Raw genomic sequence first — 21,329 nt, forward strand, 5'->3', positions numbered from 1 at the left:
ACAATCATTGACCTTTTTCCAACGCGGACACCATGGCGAATTTCGACCTCGAAGAGCAGGAACAGATCGACCAGCTCAAGCATTTCTGGGCTCAGTACGGCAACCTCATCACCTGGGTGCTGATCGTGGTGCTCGGCGGCTTTGCGTCATGGAACGGCTGGAACTGGTGGCAGCGGAGCCAGTCGGTGAAGGCCGCGGCCCTGTATGACGAAATCGATCGCGCGGCACAGGCCCGCGACGCGGCCAAGATTGAACAGGCACTCGCCGACATGAAGAGCCAGTTCGGTCGCACGACCTTTGCTGCACAGGGTGGCCTCCTCGCGGCACAGAGCCTGTTTGAAGCCGGCAAGGGTGATGCCGCCAAGGCGGCTCTGAGCTGGGTAGCCGAGAGTGCTTCTGACGATTCCTATCAGGCGGTGGCCCGCCTGAGATTGGCAGCGGTGCATCTGGAAGCCAAGGCCTTCGACGATGCACTCAAAGTGCTGCAGGCGCCGGTGCCCGAGAGCTTTGCTTCGCTGGTGGCGGACCGCCGTGGTGACGTGCTCATGGCTCAGGGCAAGACCGACGAGGCCAAGGCTGAATACAAGAAGGCTTGGGACAGCATGGGTGCACGCACCGAATACCGCCAGCTGGTGCAGGTCAAGCTCGCTTCTCTGGGCGTCGACGTTTCGCCCGCCAAGACTGGAGGCGCGCAGTGAACAACCGCCGCACGCTGACCCGCAGGGCACTCTCGCTGGTGGCCCTGACTGCGCTGGTCGTGGTCGGAGCCTGTTCCTCCGGTCCTGCCAAGGTCAAGCCTGCCGACCTGCCGCCGCCGGCCAACAAGATGTCGGTCCAGGTGATGTGGTCGACCCAGGTCGGTGCCTCGGCATCGGCGCTCGCGCCATTCTCCCTCCAGGGGCGCGTATATCTCGCCGGTGGTTCTGGTACGTTAGCGGTGGTCGACGCCCTCAGCGGCAAGGACGTGTGGCGTCTGAATCTGGGCACGCCACTGGCCACCGGCCCGGGTTCTGACGGGCAGGTCACCGCGGTGGTGACGCAGTCGCACCAGTTGGTGGCGATCGCCGAAGGCCGCGAAGTCTGGCGCGCACAACTCCCCTCGGCCTCGTACACGGCACCGCTGGTGGCCGGCAAGCGCGTGTTCGTGCTGACCGCCGACCGCAGCGTGTTGGCCTTCGACGGCCAGACCGGTGCCCGCCTGTGGACGCAGTCTCGTCCCGGTGAGCCGCTGGTGTTGCGCCAACCCGGCGTGCTGCTCGCGGTGGGTGACACCCTGGTAGCCGGCCTGTCCGGCCGACTGGTCGGGCTCAGCCCGGGCAATGGTGCACCGCGCTGGGATGTGCAGGTCGCCAATTCCCGTGGCACCAACGAGGTGGAGCGTCTGGTCGATCTCGTCGGGCCTGTCAGCCGGGTCGGCAACTCGGTTTGCGCCCGTGCTTACAACTCTTCCGTCGCCTGTGTCGATGCTGATTCGGGACGTGCTGTGTGGAACAAGCCCGCCCAGGGTGTGGTCGGTGTCCATGGCGACGCTCAGCTGGTTCTGGGCTCCGAAGCCGATGGCCGTGTGGTTGCATGGCGCCGAGCCAGTGGCGACAAGGCCTGGGAGCTGGATCGCCTGAAGTACCGCGAACTGTCTGCACCCCTTTCGCTGGAGCGCCTGATGGTGGTCGGTGACGATTCTGGTCAGGTGCATGTGCTGTCGACCACCGACGGCAGCGAGCAGACCCGCCTGTCGACCGACGGATCTGCCGTGGTGGCCGCGCCTGTGCTGTCCGGCCCCGCACTGGTGGTGCAGACGCGCAATGGCGGCGTGTTCGCCTGGCGTCCCCAGCCTTAACTGTTTTGTCGCCCGCCGGGCGGCCTGATCGAAAGTCTTTGTCGTGAAACCCGTGATCGCCCTGGTGGGGCGGCCCAATGTGGGCAAGTCCACCCTGTTCAACCGGTTGACCGGCACCCGCGACGCCATCGTGGCCGATTTTGCGGGCCTGACCCGTGACCGGCACTATGGCAATGGTCACATGGGCAAGCGCGAGTACATCGTCATCGACACTGGCGGCTTCGAGCCCGACGCGACCGAAGGCATTTACCGAGAAATGGCCAAGCAGACCCGGCAGGCCGTGGCCGAGTCCGACGTCGTGCTGTTCGTGGTCGATGCGCGCGCCGGCCTGAGCGCGCAGGACCACGAAATCGCCCAGTACCTGCGCCGGCTGGGCAAGCCGACCATCCTGGTGGCCAACAAGGCCGAGGGCATGAAAGAGGGCGCCCAGCTGGTCGAGTTCTTCGAGTTGGGTCTGGGTGAGGTGCTGCCGGTATCCAGCGCCCACGGGCAAGGCGTGCGCAGCATGCTGGAGATGGCGCTCGACGCGATTCCGGGCTATTCGGAAGAGGATGACGAAGAGAGCGAGGTCGCCAACGATGTGATCAAGCTGGCGGTGGCTGGTCGTCCGAACGCCGGCAAGTCAACCCTGATCAACGCGTGGCTGGGTGAAGAGCGCCTGGTGGCGTTCGATCTGCCGGGCACCACGCGCGATGCGATCTCGGTACCGTTTGAACGCGATGGCAAGAAGTTTGAGCTGATTGACACCGCCGGCCTGCGCCGCAAAGGCAAGGTGTTCGAGGCGATCGAGAAGTTCTCGGTCGTCAAGACCCTGCAAGCCATTGAGAGTGCCCACGTCGTGCTGCTGCTGCTGGACGCCACACAAGGCGTGACCGATCAGGACGCGCACATCGCCGGCTACATCCTCGAAAGCGGCCGTGCGGTGGTGCTGGCGATCAACAAATGGGACGCTGTCGACGCCTACCAACGCGAACAGATCGAGCGACAGATCGAAACCCGGCTGGCCTTTCTCAAGTTTGCCTCGCTGCACCTGATCTCGGCCCGCAAGCGCCAGGGACTGGGTCCGGTCTGGAAGTCGATCGTGCAGGCGCAGGCTTCCGCTATGCGGAAAATGACGACTCCAGTGCTGACCCGGCTGTTGCAGGAGGCGGTGGCGTTTCAGGCTCCGCAGAAGGTGGGGATGTTCCGGCCCAAGATGCGTTATGCCCACCAGGGCGGGATGAATCCTCCGGTCATCGTGATCCATGGCAATTCGCTGGAACACGTGCCCGACGCCTACAAGCGGTTCCTTGAAGGACGCTTCCGCAAGGCCTTCAGCCTTGTTGGTACGCCGCTGCGCATCGAGTTCAAAACATCGGCCAACCCCTTCAAGGAATAGGTCGGACCACCGGCATTCCTGCACCGGGCGCCGGTGTGGTATGGTGCCTTCCCTATCCACTCTTTTTTTGAACACGGAGCATATCGTGAGCAATAACAAAGGCCAGCTCTTGCAAGATCCTTTCCTCAACCAGTTGCGCCGGGAACATGTTCCGGTTTCCATCTACCTGGTCAACGGGATCAAGCTTCAGGGTCAGATCGAATCGTTTGACCAATATGTCGTGCTGCTGCGCAACACCGTCACCCAGATGGTGTACAAGCACGCGATCTCCACCATCGTTCCGGGCCGTCCGGTGCAGTTCTCTGCCGTCGGTGCGGACGAGCCGTCCGGCTCTTGATCCCCTCAGGCACGACCGCTCCGACGCTGCCGTCGGTTGTCCTTGTCGGGGTGGACTTCGGTCTGCCCCATTTCGACCATGAACTCGAAGAGCTCGGTCTGCTTGCGCAGACCGCTGGCTTTTCCGTGGCTGATCGAGTCACCTGCAAGCGCAAGGCGCCCGACCCGGCGCTGTTTGTCGGGTCCGGCAAGGCCGACGAAATCAAGATGCTGGCGCAAGCCAGCGGCGCGAGCGAGGTGCTCTTCGATCAGGCGCTGAGCCCGGCCCAGCAGCGCAACCTCGAGCGGGCGCTGGGCCTGCCGGTCAACGACCGTACCCTCCTGATTCTGCAGATCTTTGCGCAGCGCGCCCGCAGCCACGAAGGCAAGCTACAGGTAGAACTGGCTCGCCTTCAATATCTGAGCACCCGCCTTGTTCGTCGCTGGACCCACCTGGAGCGCCAGAGTGGTGGTATCGGCATGCGTGGCGGCCCTGGCGAGACCCAGATCGAGTTGGACCGGCGCATGATCGCCGACGCCATCAAGCGCACCAAAGACCGGCTCGAGAAAGTCAAGAAGCAGCGTGCGACCCAGCGCCGCCAGCGCGAGCGGCGCGACGCCTTCACGATTTCTCTGGTGGGCTACACCAATGCCGGAAAGTCGTCCTTGTTCAACGGGCTGGTGAAGGCGCGCGCCTACGCGGCCGATCAGCTTTTCGCCACGCTGGACACCACCACACGCCAGCTGTATCTCGGCGAGGCGGGTCGCTCCGTCTCCTTGTCGGACACCGTGGGCTTCATCCGTGACCTGCCGCACGGACTGGTCGACGCTTTTGCGGCCACGCTGCAGGAAGCGGCCGATGCCGATCTGTTGCTGCATGTGGTGGATGCCTCCAATCCCGCCCACCTGGAACAGATCACCTCGGTACAGGGGGTCCTGCAGGAAATCGGCGCCGATCAGGTGCCGCAGGTGCTCGTGTTCAACAAGCTCGACGCCATGGACCCGGCCAGTGCGCCGAGAGTCCTCGAAGACCTGATGGAACTCGAAGGCGTGAGCGTGCCTCGTATCTTTGTTAGTGCCCTGACGGGGCAAGGCCTGCCGCAACTGCGTGCGCGCCTTGCTGCGATTGTGCTGGAGCGAACCGGTCCCAGGGATCCCTTGGACGGTGCAGTGGCAGAGTCCGCGTCAGGCGATGAGCTGCCCTGATTGGGCACAATGTGGCCTTGTCCCGTAAAACGAGCTTTCAATCCATGGATGTGAATATGGAAACCCCTTCCGGCGGCTCTGGCACCGGCGTTCGACCGGGCTGGCGCTCCCGTCTGCTGGGCGTGTTCAACCTGAACGACCCGCGTTGGGGCAGGGGAGATGAGTCCGCGCGCAACGACGGCGATCAGAAGCCTGGCGATTCCGACGACGGCCGCCAGCGCGGCCAGCGTCCGCAAGGGCCGAATCAGGGGCCGCCGGATCTGGATGAACTCTGGCGTGATTTCAATCGCAAGCTCGGTGGATTGCTGGGCGGCAACAAGGGTGGCGGCAGTGGTTCGGGCGGCAACGGTGGTGGCTCGTCGGGGTTCAACCCGAGCCCGAAGTCGGCTGGCATCGGCGCCGGACTGATCGCGCTGGTGGCGTTGCTGATCTGGTCAGGCACGGGCTTCTTCATCGTGCAGGAAGGCCAGCAGGCTGTGATCACGCGATTTGGCAAGTTCAGCGGCATCGCGGGAGCCGGCTTCCGCTGGCGCCTGCCGTACCCGATCGAGCGCCATGAAACCGTGGCGGTGACGCAGCTGCGCTCGGTCGACGTCGGGCGAGACGCCGTCGTGCCGGCCACCGGTTTGCGCGAGTCGTCCATGCTCACGGCCGACGCAAACATTGTCGACATCAAGCTGGTGGTCCAGTTCCGACTGAGCGATGCCCGTGCCTACCTGTTTGAGAGCCGCGACCCTGAAGCTGCGGTCATCAAGGCGGCGGAGACTGCGGTGCGCGAGGTCGTGGGCAAGATGAGAATGGATGCTGCCCTGGTCGAAGAGCGTGACCAGATCGCTCCACGCGTGCGCACCCTGATGCAGACCATTCTCGACCGGTACAAGGTTGGTGTGGTGATCGATGGCGTCAACCTGACCCATGTACGCCCGCCTGAGCAGGTGCAGGCAGCGTTCGACGATGTGCTCAAGGCCAGTCAGGAGCGGGATCGTGCCAAGAACGAAGCCCAGGCCTATGCCAACGATGTGGTGCCGCGTGCCCGGGGCGCTGCCTCCCGTCTGGCGGCTGAGGCCGAAGGCTATCGCGCCCGGATCGTTGGTCAGGCCGAAGGTGATGCTCAGCGCTTCCGCGCTGTGTTTGCCGAATACCAGAAGGCCCCGCAGGTCACGCGGGACCGCATGTACCTGGACGCCATGTCCGATATCTATTCCAGCGTCACCAAGGTGATGGTCGATACCAAGGCAGGTTCAAATCTGCTGTACCTGCCACTGGACAAGCTGATGCAACAGGTGTCGCAGACACCCGCGGCTCCTGCCGCAACCTCGGCGCCGACAGCACCGGTGACCAGTACGCCGGTGACACCGCCGGCAGCGCAGAACAACAACGCCCGCTCGCGTGAGCGCGAAAGCCGCTGAGCCCGGAGAGCCAGATGAACAAACTTGGATTCATTGCCACGACCATCCTGGTGGCGCTTGCCATGCTCAGCTCCACCTTCTTTGTGGTGGATCAGCGGCAGTTCGGTGTGGTGTTCCAGCTTGGCGAGATCAAGAAGGTCGTGACCGAGCCTGGTCTGGACTGGAAGATCCCGCTGGTGCAGAACGTGTCCTACATCGACAAGCGCCTGCTGACGCTGGAAAGCAGCGATACCGAGCCGACCCTCACGGCGGAAAAGCAGCGCGTGGTGATCGACTGGTACGTGCGCTGGCGCATCAGCCAGCCGCAGCAGTACATCCGCAACGTCGGCCTGAATGAAAGCGCCGGCGCCCTGCAGCTCAACCGCGTGGTGCGCAACTCCTTCCAGCAGGAAGTGAACAAGCGCACGCTCAACGAACTGCTGACGAACCGCCGTGAAGAGCTGATGGAAGACGTCAAGCGCGAGGTGCTGCGTGCGGTTGCGGGTGCCGACAAGCCGTGGGGCATGGATGTGGTGGATGTGCGCATCACGCGTGTCGATTACGCCGAAAGCGTCACGGGCGAGGTGTACCGGCGCATGGAAGCCGAGCGCAAGCGCGTGGCCAACGAGTTGCGTTCGACCGGTTTTGCAGAAGGTGAAAAGATCCGCGCCGATGCCGAACGCCAGCGCGAAGTGATCCTGGCCGACGCCTACAAGCAGGCGCAGACCGTCAAGGGCGAGGGCGATGCCAAAGCCGCATCCCTTTACGGCGAAGCCTTCGGGAAGGACCCGTCGTTCGCACAGTTCTACCGCAGCCTGCAGGCCTACAAGGCCAGTTTCGCCGGCAAGTCGGACGTGATGGTGCTGGACCCTTCGTCGGAGTTCTTCAAGGCCATGCGCGGCAACGCCGCGAAATGAAGCCCAGCGCGTTCGACTGAATGGACCCCTCTTTCGCCGACCTGTTCTGGCCGGCGCTCGCGCTGGTGCTGGTGTTCGAGGGGCTGATGCCTTTCGTGGCGCCTCGCGTCTGGCGCCGAATGTTCACCGAGATGCTCAAGCTCCAGGATGGACAGATCCGTTTCTTCGGGCTGATCTGCCTGGGCGCTGGCGCCCTGGTCTGGTGGCTGGTGACCTGAGCCTCGCTCACCCGTCCGGGAAGGGGCTGCGCACCCGGTAAAATCGCGCTTTTAACAGCCCCCTCAAATGCCCATGTCTGCCTGGGTCCTTCCGGATCACATTGCCGATGTCCTGCCTTCAGAGGCTCGCCACATCGAAGAACTTCGCAGGGGATTGCTGGACACCGCGCGTGGCTATGGCTATGAGCTGGTGATGCCTCCAATGGTCGAGCACCTGGAGTCGCTGCTGACCGGGACCGGTGAAGCGCTGGATCTCATGACGTTCAAGCTGGTTGACCAGCTCTCGGGCCGCAGCCTGGGCCTGCGCGCTGACAGCACGCCGCAGGTCGCCCGCATTGACGCGCATCTTCTCAATCGCCAGGGAGTGGCGCGCCTGAGCTATTGCGGACCTGTGGTGCACACCCGTGTCGATCGTCCCCTGTCCAGCCGTGAGCCGCTGCAATTCGGCGCCGAAATCTATGGCCACGCTGGCCTGGAGGCCGACCTGGAAGTGGTTGAGCTCACGCGGGCCTGTCTGCGCCACGCTGGCGTGCAACGCCTGCAGCTGGACCTGGCCGACGTGCGTGTGATCGATGCCGTGCTGGCGCCGGTGAACCTGCCGGCCGACACAGTGCGCGCCATCCACGCCGCGCTGGCCGGCAAGGATGTGCCGGGTCTGGAAGAGCTGGCCCGTGGGCTGCCCGACAGTGTGCGCCGCGACCTGAGGGCACTGCCGGGCCTCTTCGGTGACGTTTCGGTGCTTGCCCGCGCGCGCCAGGAACTGACGCCGTCGCCCATGTTGCACGCGGCGCTGGACGACCTGCAATGGCTGGCGGGCCATGCGGCCACGGCCGACATGGCGGTGACCATCGATCTGGCGGACCTGCGCGGCTACGCCTACTACACCGGCATGCGCTTCGCCGTGTTCGCCCAGGACCCGCAGGGTGCGGCCATGGAGCTGGCGCGCGGCGGTCGGTACGACGAAGTAGGCGCGGTGTTCGGGCGAAAGCGCCCGGCTGTGGGCTTCAGCCTTGACCTCAAGGAGCTGGTGTCCGCGGTGGCGCCGCGGCCGTTGGTGGCGGCGATCCGCTCGCCCTGGGGCATGGAGCCTGGCCTGCGTGAGGCGGTGGCCGCCCTGCGCGCCCAGGGTCATACCGTGGTCTGTGTCCTGCCGGGGCACGAACACGAAGTCAACGAGTTCCACTGCGACCGCGAACTGGTGCCCGATGCGGCCCGTGCGGGCGCCTGGACAGTGAAATCCCTTTAACCGGAATTTAGCAATGAGCAAGAACAGCAGCGCCGCAGCCGCGGGGCGCAATGTGGTGGTCGTGGGCACGCAGTGGGGCGACGAAGGCAAAGGCAAGCTGGTCGACTGGCTGACCGAGTCCGCCCAGGGCGTGGTGCGTTTCCAGGGCGGCCACAACGCCGGTCACACGCTGGTGATCAACGGTGTGAAGACCGCGCTGCACCTGATCCCCAGCGGCATCATGCGTCCGGGCGTGAAGTGCTACATCGGCAACGGGGTCGTGTTGTCGGTTGGCAAGCTGTTCGAAGAGATCGGCGGGCTTGAAAAGGCTGGTGTCGAGGTGCGGTCGCGCCTGCGCGTGAGCGAAGGCTGCCCGCTGATCCTGCCGTTCCACGCCGCCATCGACATCGCGCGCGAAGCTGCCAAGGTCAAGGCCGGCACCGAGAAGATCGGCACCACCGGTCGTGGCATCGGCCCGGCCTACGAAGACAAGATCGCCCGCCGCGCGCTGCGCGTGATGGACCTGAAGTACCCCGAGCGCTTCGCGACCAAGCTGCGCGAGCTGCTGGCGCTGCACAACCACGTGCTCAAGACCTGGCTGCACTCGGCCGAGCTGGTCTGGGACGAGAAGATCGCTGCCTATATGAAGGATGGCGAGATCCAGTTCGACGCCGTCTACAACGAGGCAATGGCGCAGGCCGAACTGGTCAAGCCGATGATCGCCGACGTGTCGCGCGAACTGAACGACGCCCACAAGGCCGGCGCCAACCTGCTGTTCGAAGGCGCGCAGGGCACGCTGCTGGACATTGACCACGGCACCTATCCCTTCGTGACCTCTAGCAACTGTGTGGCCGGCAACGCGGCCGCAGGTTCGGGTGTTGGCCCCAACCTGCTGCACTACGTGCTGGGCATCACCAAGGCATATTGCACCCGCGTCGGCGGTGGCCCGTTCCCGACCGAGCTGGAATGGGAAAAGGAAGGCACGCCGGGTTACCACATGAGCACCGTGGGTGCGGAGAAGGGCGTGACCACTGGCCGTTCGCGGCGCTGCGGCTGGTTCGACGCCGCGCTGCTCAAGCGCTCGGCACAGGTCAACGGCCTCACGGGCCTTTGCATCACCAAGCTGGACGTGCTCGACGGCCTGTCCGAACTCAAGCTGTGCACTGGCTACGAGCTGGACGGCGAAACCATCGACATCCTGCCCGCCGGTGCGGACGAGATTTCTCGCTGCAAGCCGATCTACGAAACCTTGCCCGGCTGGACCGAAAGCTCGGTCGGCAAGACGCGCTATGAAGACCTGCCGGTCAACGCCCAGCGTTACCTGGACCGCATCCAGGAGACCACCGGCGTGCCGATCCACGTGGTCTCGACCAGCCCTGACCGCGATCACACCATCCTGATTCAGCATCCGTACCAGGCCTGATGTTTCGACACCAGGCTTTGATGCAGAATCAAAATCAACCATCCCATCCGGAGCGCCCATGCTGACCGAAGACGGCAAACACCTCTACGTGTCCTACGACGAGTACCACAACCTCATCGAGAAGCTCGCGCTCAAGGTGTACCAGTCGGGCTGGCAGTTCGACACCATCCTGTGCCTGGCGCGCGGTGGTATGCGCCCCGGTGACATCCTCTCGCGCATCTTCGACGTGCCGCTGGCCATCATGTCGACCAGCTCGTACCGAGCCGCCGCCGGTACGCAGCAGGGCAACCTGGACATCGCCCGCTACATCACCACCCCCAAGGGCGAGATCGCCGGCAAGGTGTTGCTGGTGGACGACCTGGCCGACTCCGGTCACACGCTCAACGCGGTGATCGGCTTGCTCAAGAACAACTACGCCCCGATCACCGAGCTGCGCAGCGCGGTGATCTGGACCAAGCAGCTGTCGACCTTCACGCCGGACTATTCGGTCGAATACCTGCCGACGAACCCCTGGATCCATCAGCCGTTCGAGAGCTATGACGCGATGCGTCCTGCGCAGCTGCTGGAAAAGTGGAAGCTCTGATTCGATGTCAGACCTTTCCACCCGACTGATCCACCACCCCTATCGCCCCCCCGAGGGCTTTGACGCCGTCGCGCCCGGCGTGCACAAGGCGTCGACCGTCCTGTTCAAGGACGTGCACGCCCTGCGCACGCAGGAGTGGGCCGACAAGAGCGGCTACACCTACGGCCTGCACGGTACGCCGACCACCTTCATCCTCGAAGAGAAGATTGCGACCATTGAGGGCGGTCAGTACTGCGTGCTGGCACCCAGCGGGCTTTCCGCGCTGACTCTGGTCGACATGAGCTTCCTGCGCCAGGGCGACGAGGTGCTGCTGCCCGACAACGCCTACGGCCCGGGTAAGTCGTTCGCCGCCGGCGAACTGGCCCACTGGGGCATCACCCACCGCTACTACGATCCGCTGGACCCGGCCGATCTGGCAGCACGCATCACCCCGGCCACGCGCCTGGTCTGGATCGAAGCACCGGGATCGATCACGCTGGAGTATCCGGACATTCCGGCGCTGGTGGCTGTGATCCGTGCCGCCACCGAAGGTCGTGCGGCCGAGCGCCGCATCCTCAGTGCGCTGGACAACACCTGGGGTGCGGGCATTGCCTTCAATCCCTTCGATCTGGGCATCGACATCTCGATGCAGGCTCTGACCAAGTACCCCAGTGGCGGCGCCGATGTGCTGATGGGCTCGGTGGTGACGCGCGAGCACGCGCTGCACCACGCACTGCTGATGTGCCACATGCGTCTGGGCCTGGGCGTCAGCGGCAACGACACCGAGCTGGTGCTGCGCGGTCTGACGTCCATGACCTTGCGGTACCAAGCGCAGGACACGGCGACCCGAGAGCTGGCACGCTGGATGCATGCCCAGCCCGGCGTCGTGCAGGTGCTGCACCCGGCCTTGCCCGGCTCGCCCGGCCACGAAGCCTGGTCCCGTGATGCCAAGGCTGCGGCCTGCCTGTTCAGCGCGGTGTTCGACGAGCGCTTCTCGCAGGCGCGGATCGACGCCTTCTGCGACCGGCTGAAGCTCTTTCGCCCCGGCTGGAGCTGGGCGGGGCCGATCAGTCTTTGTGCACCGTACAACATATCGGCCATCCGCAGCCGGCCCTGGCCCCACAAGGGCGGTCTGGTGCGGTTTGCCATCGGCCTGGAAAGTGTCGAAGATCTCCGTGCCGACCTCGCGCAGGGCCTCGCGGCGCTGAACGCCTGAACCCTCCGCTCACCACCAACCCAACGAAAGCAAGCCTTGGCCACTCCCAATTACGGATACGAAAAACGCCAGCGCGAACTGGCCAAGAAGCAGAAGAAGGAAGAAAAGCTTCGGGCCAAGGCAGGTCGCAAGCAGGGTGATGGTTCACCCGAGGATCAGGTGCCTGGACAGGATGTTGAACCCGGTGGCAGTGCGCAGGGAGACCAGCCTTCCAATGTCTGAACCGGGTTCCAAGCCGGCCTGTTGGGCAAAGGCATGGGCCGCAGCCGTTGCCGGGATTGCTGCTGACGGACGGCCAAGCCTTTCCATCCGGTTGTGAGGTGGTACGTCATCCTTTCGATGGATACCAAAAAGGTAACAAGACCACACGTTGAACTTACTACTTGTTACTATGCTAGGACACTGATGGCTGTTTCGAATTGATGGTCTCCTGACCGCTGGAAGCAGGCGCTACCGCGCAGAGCCCATCCGAACTTATTCGGAGTCCAGCATGCTTCAACGTTTGACGGGTGGTTTCGTTTCCTTCATGGCCGCGCTGCTCCTGGCCGGCTGCGGTGGCTCCCAGGGAAATGCCTCTTCGGGGGCGGAAGGCGGGGAGAGGCTGGAGAGGCTGCATACCTCGCAGCTCCTGGCCCGGTCGGCAGAGATCAATACCGAGGAACTGGCCAAGGCCAGGTCTCCGTCGGCGCAGACGGGAACAGCGCTTCCCCAGGTGACGAAGGCAACTGCCCGGTCCCCGGTCTACCGCTTCTACAACTCGCAGACTGGCGCGCACTTCTACACGATCGATGTTGCCGAGCGCAACCGGGTGCAGAGCACCCTGCCCATGTTCCAGTACGAAGGGGAGGCGTTCTTCGTCAGCGCTGTCGCCGACACCGGCCTCTCCCCGGTCTACCGTTTCTACAACGTGCAGACCGGTGTGCACTTCTATTCCATCAGTGCCGAAGAAAAGGCGCACATCGAGGCGAACCTGCCGCAGTTCCACTATGAAGGGGTCGGCTACTACGCGAGCAAGACAGCGCTGCAAGGCATGGTGCCGCTGTACCGGTTCTACGTCTCCACCGCAGGTTTTCACTTCTATTCCGCCAGCGAAACGGAGAAGGACCGCATCCGCGCGAACCTGCCGCACTACCTGTTCGAGAACGTGGGCTATTACGTTTTCGGCTCCGTCGTGCAGTCCTTTCCGGTGGGTGGCACGCTCAGCGGTTTGGCGGTCGGGCAGTCTGTCGTGCTTCAGCTCAACGGCGGGAGTGGCCTGACGCTGTCGGCCGACGGGTCGTTCACCTTTCCTGGCAGCGTCAACAGGGACGCGACATACGCGGTGAGCGTGGCCACCCAGCCCGTGGGACAGACCTGTGCGGTGACCAATGGCAGCGGCACCGTGACCGCTGCGGTATCGAGTGTCTCCGTGACCTGCTCGGTGTTGACCTATAGCATTGGCGGCAGTGTCACCGGGCTGGATACGGGCAAGACCGTCATGCTGCAGAACAACGGAGGAGGGAACCTGCTACTGCCGGGCAACGGGGCGTTCACGTTTGCCGCGTCTTCGGCCCACGGGAGCGCGTTCAACGTGACCGTCGGCACCCAGCCGGTGGGGCAGACCTGCGTGGTCGGCAACGGCAGCGGCACGACCACGGGGAACGTGAGCAACATTGCGGTGACCTGTGCGACCAACACCTATGCGGTGGGTGGCAGCATCTCCGGCCTGGGCTCGAGCCGGAGCGTGGTGCTGCAGATCAACGGCGGCGGGGATCTGGTACGCAGCGCCAACGGCAGCTTCGGCTTCGCGGCCATGCTGACCCATGGAGGCACTTACCTCGTGTCGGTGAAGACCCAGCCGGTGGGGCAGACCTGCGTGGTCGCCAACGGCACGGGAACCCTGTCGGGGACCGTGTCCAACGTATCGGTCACCTGCAGCGACAACACCCACACGGTCGGCGGCACCTTGTCCGGTCTGGCGGCGGGTCGCGACGTGGTGCTCCAGTTGAACGGAGCCAGCGACCTGACCCGAAGCGCCGATGGCGCATTCACCTTTGCCAGCACCGTCACCTATGGCGGCAGCTACAGCGTGACGGTGCGGACGCAACCGGCGGGACAGACCTGCAGCGTCAGCAACGGCAGCGGAACGGCCGCTGGAGACATCGGCAATGTGTCGGTGAGCTGCTCCACCAACAGCTACTCCGTCGGGGGCAGCATCTCTGGCCTGGGCTCGGGCAAGACGGTGGTGCTGCAGAACAATGCCACCGACGACCTCACACGGACCGGCAACGGCAGTTTCGTGTTCGGCACCGCGATCCCCTACAGCTCGACGTACGCCGTCAGCGTGAGGACACAACCGGTGGAACAGACTTGCACGGTGTCCAACGGACTCGGGACCGTCGGTGGCGCCGTGAGCAATGTGGCGGTCGACTGCGTCGACCATGTCACGATCGGTGGCGCGGTCAGCGGCCTGATCGCGGGCAATCCGGTGGTGCTGACGCTCAATGGCGGGGGCGACCTGACGGTCTCTGCCAACGGCGGTTTCACCTTCGTGAGCAAGACTCCACTGGGAGAGACCTACGTGGTGGGTGTGCGGACGCAGCCGCGGGGACAGACCTGCAGCGCGAGCAACGCGACCGGCACGGCCAACGCGGCAGTGAGTAACGTCGGCGTGACCTGCGTGAACAATGCGCTGACGGATCTCCTGATTTCCGAGGTGGGTGGATGCCCCGCGGACAACTACTCCGGCTGCTGGCTGGAGGTCTTCAATCCGACGGCCGCTCCGATCAACCTCTCGGGCTACCGGTTGCGCTTCGGCGCCACGGTGGTCAATCTGTTTGACCTGCCCAGCGCCACCGTCGCTCCGGGGCAGTACCGGTTGTTGGCGGCCACAGACGGGCATGTGCCCGTCACGGCGTTGAACCCTGTGGTGGTTCTGAACACCACTGGCCCCGCGCCCGTCTGGGGAGGCTGGAGCGGCGACGGACTGGTCGAGCTGGTGTCGGTCGGTTCGGGCCAGACGGTGGATGCCCTCCGGTTTGGCAACCCCGCGGTGGCGCCCAACCCGGTCACTTCATCGCATTGGGTGGGCGCTCCTGTAACGACCACCTTCAGCGGTGCTGTCAGTGACCAAGCCAGGGCACTTGCGCGCCCGGTCGCGGCAATGGCTACGCAGGACACACAGAGCGCCCTGGACTGGGTGGCCGTGGACTACGCAACGCCGGGTGGCCCCAACGATGTGGCGCCCGGTGCAACCGATGGTGACAACGACGGCTTGCCAGACAGCAACGAACAGGCAGGAAGTACCTACAACGGTCTGGACCTCTACTCGATGGGCGCGCGGACGGGGCAGCGCGACATCTTCATCGAGGTCGACCACATGTCCAGCGCCAAGGCGGGTGTGATCCCGATCCAGGCTTCCCTGCAGATGGTGAAGAACGCATTTGCCCTGCGCGGCATCGCCGTTCACATTGACGTCGGCAACCTGTTTGCCGCGAGCTTCGATCCTGCGCAGTTCAATCTCGGGCAAGACAGCTCTGTGGTGCCCTATGAGCCCTGTCTCGGATTCCTGCCCACCGAGTGCACTGGAAATTCCGTCAACTACCGGACGGTTTACCAGTGGAAATGGCAGCACTTCGACCCCCGTCGAAGGGCCATCTTCCACTACGCGCTGTTCGGCGATGCACCGCCCACCGCATCCTGGGGCAGGGCCGAGCTGTTGGGCAACGATTTCGTTCTGACCATGGGCGACATTTCCGCGGCCTCCCAATGGCTGACCAACGAGCAGGCTGCCACCTTCATGCACGAGCTGGGTCACAACCTCGGACTTCGCCACGGCGGCAACGAAGACAAGAACTACAAGCCCAATTACCTTAGCGTGATGAACTACCTGAAAGACGGCGTCAGTCCGGGCAACACCTTCTGGCCGTTCAGGGAATGGCAGGAAGCCTTTGGTTCGGTGCGCTGCTCACAGGGGAGCACGCACCCTCAATGCAGCGCCGACCCTGTTCCTTTTGTGATCGACTACTCCGACGGCAGCAGCCTTCCGCTGAACGAAGCGGCACTGTATGAAGGTGCCAATGTGGGTCGGGGTGCGTTGACGGGTGTCTATGCCGACTGGGACGAAGATGGCTCCCTGGGCGCCACCGCGGTGTCGCGCGATCTCAATGGCGATGGCGTGGTGGGCTTCCTTGGCGACTACAACGACTGGGCTGCGCTGACCCTGCCGTTTGCACGGTACACCGCCGGTGGTCTGCTGCAGAAGTCGTTCCAGATGAGCGCCGCACGCAGGGCGGCAAAGGTGCCAGAGAGCGGCGCGACGGTGCCGAAGCCACTTCTCGGAGACCGTGGGCCCACGGTGATCGTCTGTGATGGAGGCGATGCCAGAGGAGCACGGATCCTTCAGACGCTGCGTGCCAAGTCTTTCGCCCGATCCAAGGCTCTGCGCCCGCGTTAAGTCTTCCGACCATGTTGATCCGGCATCCGGCACAGACCCTGGGCGGGGTGGCTCTCGGGCTCGCCCTGTCTGGCGTGGCATGTTCCTCGGCGGTCATGCCAGCTACGCCGGACGCGTTGTCCGGGTATGTGCTCCAGGAGCGCACCATGCATTCGCCCGGCGGCGCGACGCGCATCGAGCAGTGGGTCGACACATCGGATGCGGTTCCCCGGGTGGTGAGGGCCCAGCGCTATGTGTCCGGCATGTCGCTGGCGCCGGGCATCGCCCTGGTGTTCCACGCCACGCAGCGGCAATGGATGCTGGCGTTGAATGGCCAACTGGTTCCCCTGGAGTCGTTGCCAAAGGGCCAGGGCGCCGCTCCGCTGCTGGCGCCGGGCACGCCCAAACTCGGCCAGTCCACCTTTGCGCACGACGGACGTCAGTGGCAGCTGGTGATTCTTGGCCGGCGGGAGCCCCAACCGACGCCAGGTATCGCGACCGAGCAGGAGCAAAGCCTGGACCTTTTGCTGTGGCAGTCTCCGCCTCGCTGACCTGTCCAATATGCTTGGTCAGCACGAATCACCAACCACATCGTTCGTCGCGCGAACGATTGTTCCATGACCCTGAACAAGTTTCTGCGTTTGCCGGGTGCCTTGCTGATCGTCCTGTCGCTGGCCGCGTGTGGCGGGCGCAATGACCCGGCGACTGGCGTGACGGGCAAGGCAGCCGCAGCCGCCACTTCTTCGAGCAGTCCGACCACGAGCACCAACAACATCTTGGCCAAGGGTGCGGAGCTCAACCGGGCTGAGTTGCGGCGCGCGGCACAAAGTGCGCCGGCCGGTTACGACGCCGGCAAGGCCATGGCAAAGGCTGCAAGCAGCAGCCTGATCACCGCCTACCGCTTCTACAACGTGCAGACCGGTTCGCACTTCTACACCACCAATGAAGCAGAGAAGCAGAACGTCCTGAACACCCTGCCGCAGTTTCTGTACGAAGGCCCGGCGTTCCATGCCAGTGGTGTCGCGGCGACCGGATTGAGCCCCGTGCACCGCTTCTACAACCAGCGGAGCGGAGTGCACTTCTACACCATCAGCGAGGACGAAAAGGCCCTGGTACAAGGCAGCCTGCCGCAGTTCACCTACGAGGGCATCGCCTTCTACGCCAGCCAGATGGGCGGCAGCGGCCTGCTGGCGATCAACCGCTTCTTTCAGAGCCGGGCCGGCAGCCATTTCTACACGCGCAGCGCCGCCGAGGCGCAGAACGTGCGCGACAACCTGTCGGCGGTGTACCGCGAAGAAGGTATTGCCTTCTATGTCATTGACCCCGCGTACGTCGCTTCCGCCACAGTGCCACTGCCCCACAGCGGTATCACCGCATCGCAGTGTTACCTGGCCGGCAGCGACATCCTTGTCGCTTGCAACAGCGTGGCTGCGCCCCTTCTCAACAACCAGCAGGACGGCCACCGCAGCACGATCAACCCCATGAGCTACAGCGAAGTGCCCAACCCAGCGGGTGGCACCTTTGCGCGTACCGAGTGTGTGAAAGACAACGTGACCGGGCTGATCTGGGAAGGCAAGACCGCCAGTGGGTTCCGAGCGGGCAGCAACACTTACACGAACTTCGACGACCCGACCCAGCTCCAACGTTATGACGGTAGTGCCTTCGTCTTTCCTACCCGAGCCGAGATCAACGCCCTCACTAACAGCGTGGGCCACCTGAACCATGTCAATGACATCGCGCTGTGCGGCTACACCGACTGGCGCCTGCCCACGGCCGACGAACTACAGAGCATCGTCGACTACGGCGCGGCCTACCCGGGTCCCACGATCAACACCGTATGGTTCCCCAACACGCTGGGTTACTGGTACTGGTCGTCGTCCTCCTATGTGGGCTATGCCGACGGCGCCTGGGACGTCTATTTCGGCGATGGCTACGTCTACGTCAACGGCCGCAGCAACTCCGTCGCGGTTCGCCTTGTTCGGGCCAGTCAGTGAGTGGGCGGTGCGCCGGTTCGCGCTTACCCCGTGGCGTGAGAGGGCGGTCTGGCTCGTCCCTTTGTTCCTTCTCTCTATTGAACAGCGAATGTCTGCAAGATGAGCAAGCACGGCCTTCTTCTCGCTACGACCCTGTCCCTGATGGGGGTCTCCGCCGCCAAGGCGGCTTGTCCCAGCGTCCCCACCGTCAGTCGCTATAGCTTCAATGCCGCAGGGGACGAGGTGACCGACAGCAAAACCAGACTGGTGTGGGCGCGTTGCAGCTTGGGCCAGACCTGGGACGGGACCACCTGCACTGGAACGGCCAGCACCCATTCGCACGAACAGGCGATGGGCCTGGCGCAGGCAGCGAGCGGCTGGCGATTGCCCAACGTTAAAGAGCTGACCAGCATCGCCGACAAGGGCTGCCGTAGCCCAGCCATCGACAGCAAGGCGTTCCCGAACACGCCGCGCGCCTGGTACTGGTCGTCGTCCCCCTATGTGGGCGGTGCCGGCAATGCCTGGATCGTCGATTTCGACGATGGCTCCGTCAACTACGGCGACCGCAGCTATCTTGGCTACCCCCGGCCGCTTCGCCTTGTCCGGGTCAGTCAGTGATTGGGGCGGCGCATCCAATGCAGGCCTTTTGGCGGCGCTCCAAGGCCATGCAGGCCGGGTCGATCGCACCGCATGGCGAGATCACTTCGGCCCAGCCGTCTTTTCGTTGATCAATGCGTCTGCAGCACGGGTCAGTGCGTCTGATCCACGATGGACCAGCTGGCACAGACATGCCGTGCCGTACTGAACAAAGTTGCGCTGAATCGACGCCGCATACGTCGGGTCGTAGTGCGTCTTCAGCAGGTCCAGCACGACTTCGCGCGTCTGCCCCGCACGCACCTTCTCGATCCAGCCATTGACCACCACCTTGCCGCGCAGCTCGGTCAGGGCTTCCAGCCGCTCACAGAAGAAGTCTGGGTCCTCGACGAAATGGGGGTAGTCCTCCATCAGCAGTGCTGCACGCTCCTCGTCGGGCAGCTGCAGGTCGATGCAGGGACTGGCCCGCATGGCGTCAACAAGGGCTTCGGGCACGTGCAGGTTACCCACCTTCTTGCTCTCACTCTCGATGAACACTGGTCGCTGTGGGTCGGAGTGGCGTAGCGCGTCCCAGATCAGGCTGTCGAAACGCTTCTGGCTCGGCTGTTCGATGCCGGGGATGTGGCCGAGCACCGAGCTGCGGTGCCGTGCCAGGCCTTCGAGGTCGAGCACCTGGGCGCCCTGAGCGGCCAGCGCGTGCAGCAGCCGGGTCTTGCCGCTGCCTGTGGGGCCGCAGACCACGCGGTACTGGTGGCGGCGCGCCTGCGCGGCCAGGTCGTCGACCAGCGCTGCTCGCCAGGCCTTGTAGCCGCCTTCGAAGAGGGTCACCTGGAAGCCGATGGCACCCAGGATGGTGGCGAGGGCGCCGCTGCGGTTGCCACCGCGCCAGCAATACACCAGCGGCTTCCAGTCGCGCGGCTTGTCGATGACCTCGCGTTCGATGTGTGCCGCGATGTTGCGGGCGGCGATGGCGGCGCCGCGCTTTTTGGCTTCGAAGGCGTTGACCTGCTTGTACATGGTGCCGATCGAGATGCGTTCGGCGTTGTTCAGGGTGGGCCAGTTGAGTGCACCCGGCACGTGGTCGAGCGCGTGTTCGTCTTCGCTGCGGGCGTCGATGACGGTGTGAAACTCATCGAGGCGGCGGATGGCCTCGGTGGCGGGCAGGGTTTGGACGGGCATGGCCCGATTATCGTTTTGGCAGCAGCGGCAACAGGGCGGGCCAGACGTTGGCAGCCAGTGTCGGTTGCGCCGCTTCGTTGGGGTGGATGCGGTCTTCCTGGAACAGGCTGGTTGGGTCAGGCTGGTCGGCCACGCCCTTGAGCAGGAACGGGACGAGGGCGGTTTTCTCCGCATCGGCGACCTGCTTGAACAGGGCCTGGAAGTCGCGCGTGTACTGACCGCCGTAGTTGGGCGGAACCTGCATGCCGACGATCAGCACCTTGGCACCAGCGTCTTTGGACGCCTTGACCATGCTCGTCAGGTTGTCGCGGGTCATGGTCAGGGGCAGTCCGCGCAGGGCGTCGTTGGCGCCCAGCTCGATGACCACCACGGCGGGCTGGTGCTGCTTGAGCAGGGCGGGCAGGCGTGAGCGGCCACCGGAGGTGGTGTCGCCGCTGATGCCGGCGTTGATCAGGCGCACCGGCCGCTTCTCCCGGTCGAAGTGGTTCTGCAGCAGCTGGATCCAGCCGCTGCTGCGGCGCAAGCCGTATTCGGCGCTGAGCGAATCGCCGATGACGAGCACCTTGGTGGCGGCCGGCGTCTGCGCCAGCGCGGTCTGGAATGCCCCCCCGACCAGGATTGCGCAGAGCAGGGCGTTACAGTGACGGCGTTTCAACACACGGCCTTTCAGGGCGAACCCGATGTCCCAGGAAATGATTGAGGTGCAGCACGTGTTCAAGTCGGTCACCGACGCCACGGGCACGCTGACGATTTTGCGCGATATCGATTTCTCGCTGCGCAAAGGGGAAACCGCCGCCATTGTCGGCGCGTCGGGTTCAGGCAAGAGCACGCTGCTGTCGATCATCGCGGGGCTGGACACACCGTCCAGCGGCACGGTGCGCATCGATGGCGAAGACCTGTTCGCCCGCGACGAAGACCAGCGCGCGGCGCTGCGCGCGCAGAAGCTGGGGTTCGTGTTCCAGAGTTTCCAGTTGCTGGGCAATCTGACGGCGCTGGAGAACGTGATGCTGCCGCTGGAACTCTCCGGCCGGCGCGACGCCCGGGCCACCGCGACCGCCATGCTCCAGCGTGTCGGTCTGCAGGAGCGGCTGGGGCACTACCCCAAGGTGCTCTCGGGCGGCGAGCAGCAGCGTGTGGCGCTGGCGCGCGCCTTTGTGGTGAAGCCGGCCGTGCTGCTGGCCGACGAGCCGACCGGCAGCCTGGACTTCGCGACCGGCGAGAAGGTGATGGAGCTGATGTTCGAGCTCAACCGAGAGCAGGGCACGACGCTGGTGCTGGTCACGCACGACCGCGCGATCGCGCAGCGCTGCGAGAGGCGGATCACCATCGAGGAGGGGCGTGTGGTGGTGCGTGACTGAGTGCACGCGTCCCCGCATTCTTGAGGAACCTCATCCGCATGGGTGATGGAGCGCTGTTTCGTTCCTTTACATAATGGGGCAGCCCGGCATCAGGCCAACCCCAAGGGGCCCGATGCCGGTATTCAT

General features: G+C 64.5%; 20 protein-coding genes. 18 read left to right on the forward strand and 2 right to left on the reverse strand.

The genetic code is table 11. The annotated features are described in order from the left end of the window. The first annotated feature begins 32 nt into the window (after positions 1-32). The 17 genes from ACLIJ1_RS04635 to ACLIJ1_RS04715 all read left to right on the forward strand — a co-directional run bounded on the left by ACLIJ1_RS04635 (position 33) and on the right by ACLIJ1_RS04715 (position 18,690). Positions 33-698 carry a YfgM family protein gene (locus ACLIJ1_RS04635; RefSeq protein WP_411364299.1) on the forward strand — a complete coding sequence of 222 codons (666 nt, stop codon included), beginning with the start codon at positions 33-35 and terminating at the stop codon, positions 696-698. Then, on the forward strand, positions 695-1,837 hold the full coding sequence (bamB, locus tag ACLIJ1_RS04640; RefSeq protein WP_411364300.1) for an outer membrane protein assembly factor BamB: 1,143 nt from the start codon (positions 695-697) through the stop codon (positions 1,835-1,837). The genes ACLIJ1_RS04635 and bamB overlap by 4 nt, the downstream gene beginning before the upstream one ends. Before the next feature lie 43 nt (positions 1,838-1,880). After that, the gene (gene der / locus ACLIJ1_RS04645; RefSeq protein ID WP_411364301.1) at positions 1,881-3,215 is read left to right on the forward strand and encodes a ribosome biogenesis GTPase Der; all 1,335 of its coding nucleotides are present in this window, start codon (positions 1,881-1,883) and stop codon (positions 3,213-3,215) included. Between the two features lie 40 nt (positions 3,216-3,255). Then, complete coding sequence (gene hfq / locus ACLIJ1_RS04650; protein ID WP_411364302.1) at positions 3,256-3,552, forward strand: RNA chaperone Hfq; 297 nt, start codon at positions 3,256-3,258, stop codon at positions 3,550-3,552. Next, entirely contained in the window at positions 3,549-4,736 is a 1,188-nt protein-coding gene (hflX, locus tag ACLIJ1_RS04655; protein WP_411364303.1) for a GTPase HflX, read from the forward strand. The genes hfq and hflX overlap by 4 nt, the downstream gene beginning before the upstream one ends. 56 nt (positions 4,737-4,792) lie before the next feature. Further along, on the forward strand, positions 4,793-6,145 hold the full coding sequence (gene hflK / locus ACLIJ1_RS04660; RefSeq protein ID WP_411364304.1) for an FtsH protease activity modulator HflK: 1,353 nt from the start codon (positions 4,793-4,795) through the stop codon (positions 6,143-6,145). Positions 6,146-6,159: 14 nt separating this feature from the next. Beyond that, positions 6,160-7,041, forward strand: a complete 882-nt coding sequence (gene hflC, locus ACLIJ1_RS04665; protein WP_411364305.1) for a protease modulator HflC — start codon at positions 6,160-6,162, stop codon at positions 7,039-7,041. 20 nt (positions 7,042-7,061) lie between these two features. Next, on the forward strand, positions 7,062-7,259 hold the full coding sequence (locus ACLIJ1_RS04670) for a DUF2065 domain-containing protein (RefSeq protein WP_411364306.1): 198 nt from the start codon (positions 7,062-7,064) through the stop codon (positions 7,257-7,259). Between the two features lie 73 nt (positions 7,260-7,332). Continuing rightward, the gene (locus tag ACLIJ1_RS04675) at positions 7,333-8,505 is read left to right on the forward strand and encodes an ATP phosphoribosyltransferase regulatory subunit (protein ID WP_411364307.1); all 1,173 of its coding nucleotides are present in this window, start codon (positions 7,333-7,335) and stop codon (positions 8,503-8,505) included. A gap of 13 nt (positions 8,506-8,518) precedes the next feature. Then, the gene (locus tag ACLIJ1_RS04680) at positions 8,519-9,907 is read left to right on the forward strand and encodes an adenylosuccinate synthase (protein ID WP_411364308.1); all 1,389 of its coding nucleotides are present in this window, start codon (positions 8,519-8,521) and stop codon (positions 9,905-9,907) included. A 58-nt stretch (positions 9,908-9,965) separates the two neighbouring features. Beyond that, on the forward strand, positions 9,966-10,490 hold the full coding sequence (locus ACLIJ1_RS04685) for a phosphoribosyltransferase (protein WP_411364309.1): 525 nt from the start codon (positions 9,966-9,968) through the stop codon (positions 10,488-10,490). A gap of 4 nt (positions 10,491-10,494) precedes the next feature. Beyond that, positions 10,495-11,685 carry a PLP-dependent transferase gene (locus ACLIJ1_RS04690; protein WP_411364310.1) on the forward strand — a complete coding sequence of 397 codons (1,191 nt, stop codon included), beginning with the start codon at positions 10,495-10,497 and terminating at the stop codon, positions 11,683-11,685. Positions 11,686-11,721: 36 nt separating this feature from the next. After that, entirely contained in the window at positions 11,722-11,907 is a 186-nt protein-coding gene (locus ACLIJ1_RS04695; RefSeq protein ID WP_411364311.1) for a hypothetical protein, read from the forward strand. 268 nt (positions 11,908-12,175) lie between these two features. Next, complete coding sequence (locus ACLIJ1_RS04700) at positions 12,176-16,120, forward strand: hypothetical protein (protein ID WP_411364312.1); 3,945 nt, start codon at positions 12,176-12,178, stop codon at positions 16,118-16,120. A gap of 146 nt (positions 16,121-16,266) precedes the next feature. After that, positions 16,267-16,650, forward strand: a complete 384-nt coding sequence (locus tag ACLIJ1_RS04705) for a hypothetical protein (RefSeq protein WP_411364313.1) — start codon at positions 16,267-16,269, stop codon at positions 16,648-16,650. 66 nt (positions 16,651-16,716) lie between these two features. Beyond that, positions 16,717-18,093, forward strand: a complete 1,377-nt coding sequence (locus ACLIJ1_RS04710; protein WP_411364314.1) for a DUF1566 domain-containing protein — start codon at positions 16,717-16,719, stop codon at positions 18,091-18,093. 99 nt (positions 18,094-18,192) lie between these two features. Continuing rightward, entirely contained in the window at positions 18,193-18,690 is a 498-nt protein-coding gene (locus ACLIJ1_RS04715) for a DUF1566 domain-containing protein (RefSeq protein ID WP_411364315.1), read from the forward strand. A gap of 81 nt (positions 18,691-18,771) precedes the next feature. Here the strand turns inward: ACLIJ1_RS04715 and mnmH are convergent, their stop codons facing one another. Together mnmH and ACLIJ1_RS04725 are read right to left on the reverse strand one after the other, a co-directional pair. Beyond that, positions 18,772-19,845 carry a tRNA 2-selenouridine(34) synthase MnmH gene (gene mnmH, locus ACLIJ1_RS04720; protein WP_411364316.1) on the reverse strand — a complete coding sequence of 358 codons (1,074 nt, stop codon included), beginning with the start codon at positions 19,843-19,845 and terminating at the stop codon, positions 18,772-18,774. 7 nt (positions 19,846-19,852) lie between these two features. Beyond that, the gene (locus ACLIJ1_RS04725; RefSeq protein WP_411364317.1) at positions 19,853-20,500 is read right to left on the reverse strand and encodes an arylesterase; all 648 of its coding nucleotides are present in this window, start codon (positions 20,498-20,500) and stop codon (positions 19,853-19,855) included. A 25-nt stretch (positions 20,501-20,525) separates the two neighbouring features. Here ACLIJ1_RS04725 and ACLIJ1_RS04730 point away from each other — a divergent pair, with 25 nt between their 5' ends. Further along, positions 20,526-21,203: an ABC transporter ATP-binding protein gene (locus ACLIJ1_RS04730; RefSeq protein WP_411364318.1), complete on the forward strand. Its 678-nt coding sequence runs from the start codon at positions 20,526-20,528 to the stop codon at positions 21,201-21,203. Positions 21,204-21,329 lie beyond the last annotated feature (126 nt).

Source organism: Hydrogenophaga sp. RWCD_12 (assembly GCF_046604225.1).
GTDB lineage: Bacteria > Pseudomonadota > Gammaproteobacteria > Burkholderiales > Burkholderiaceae_C > Hydrogenophaga.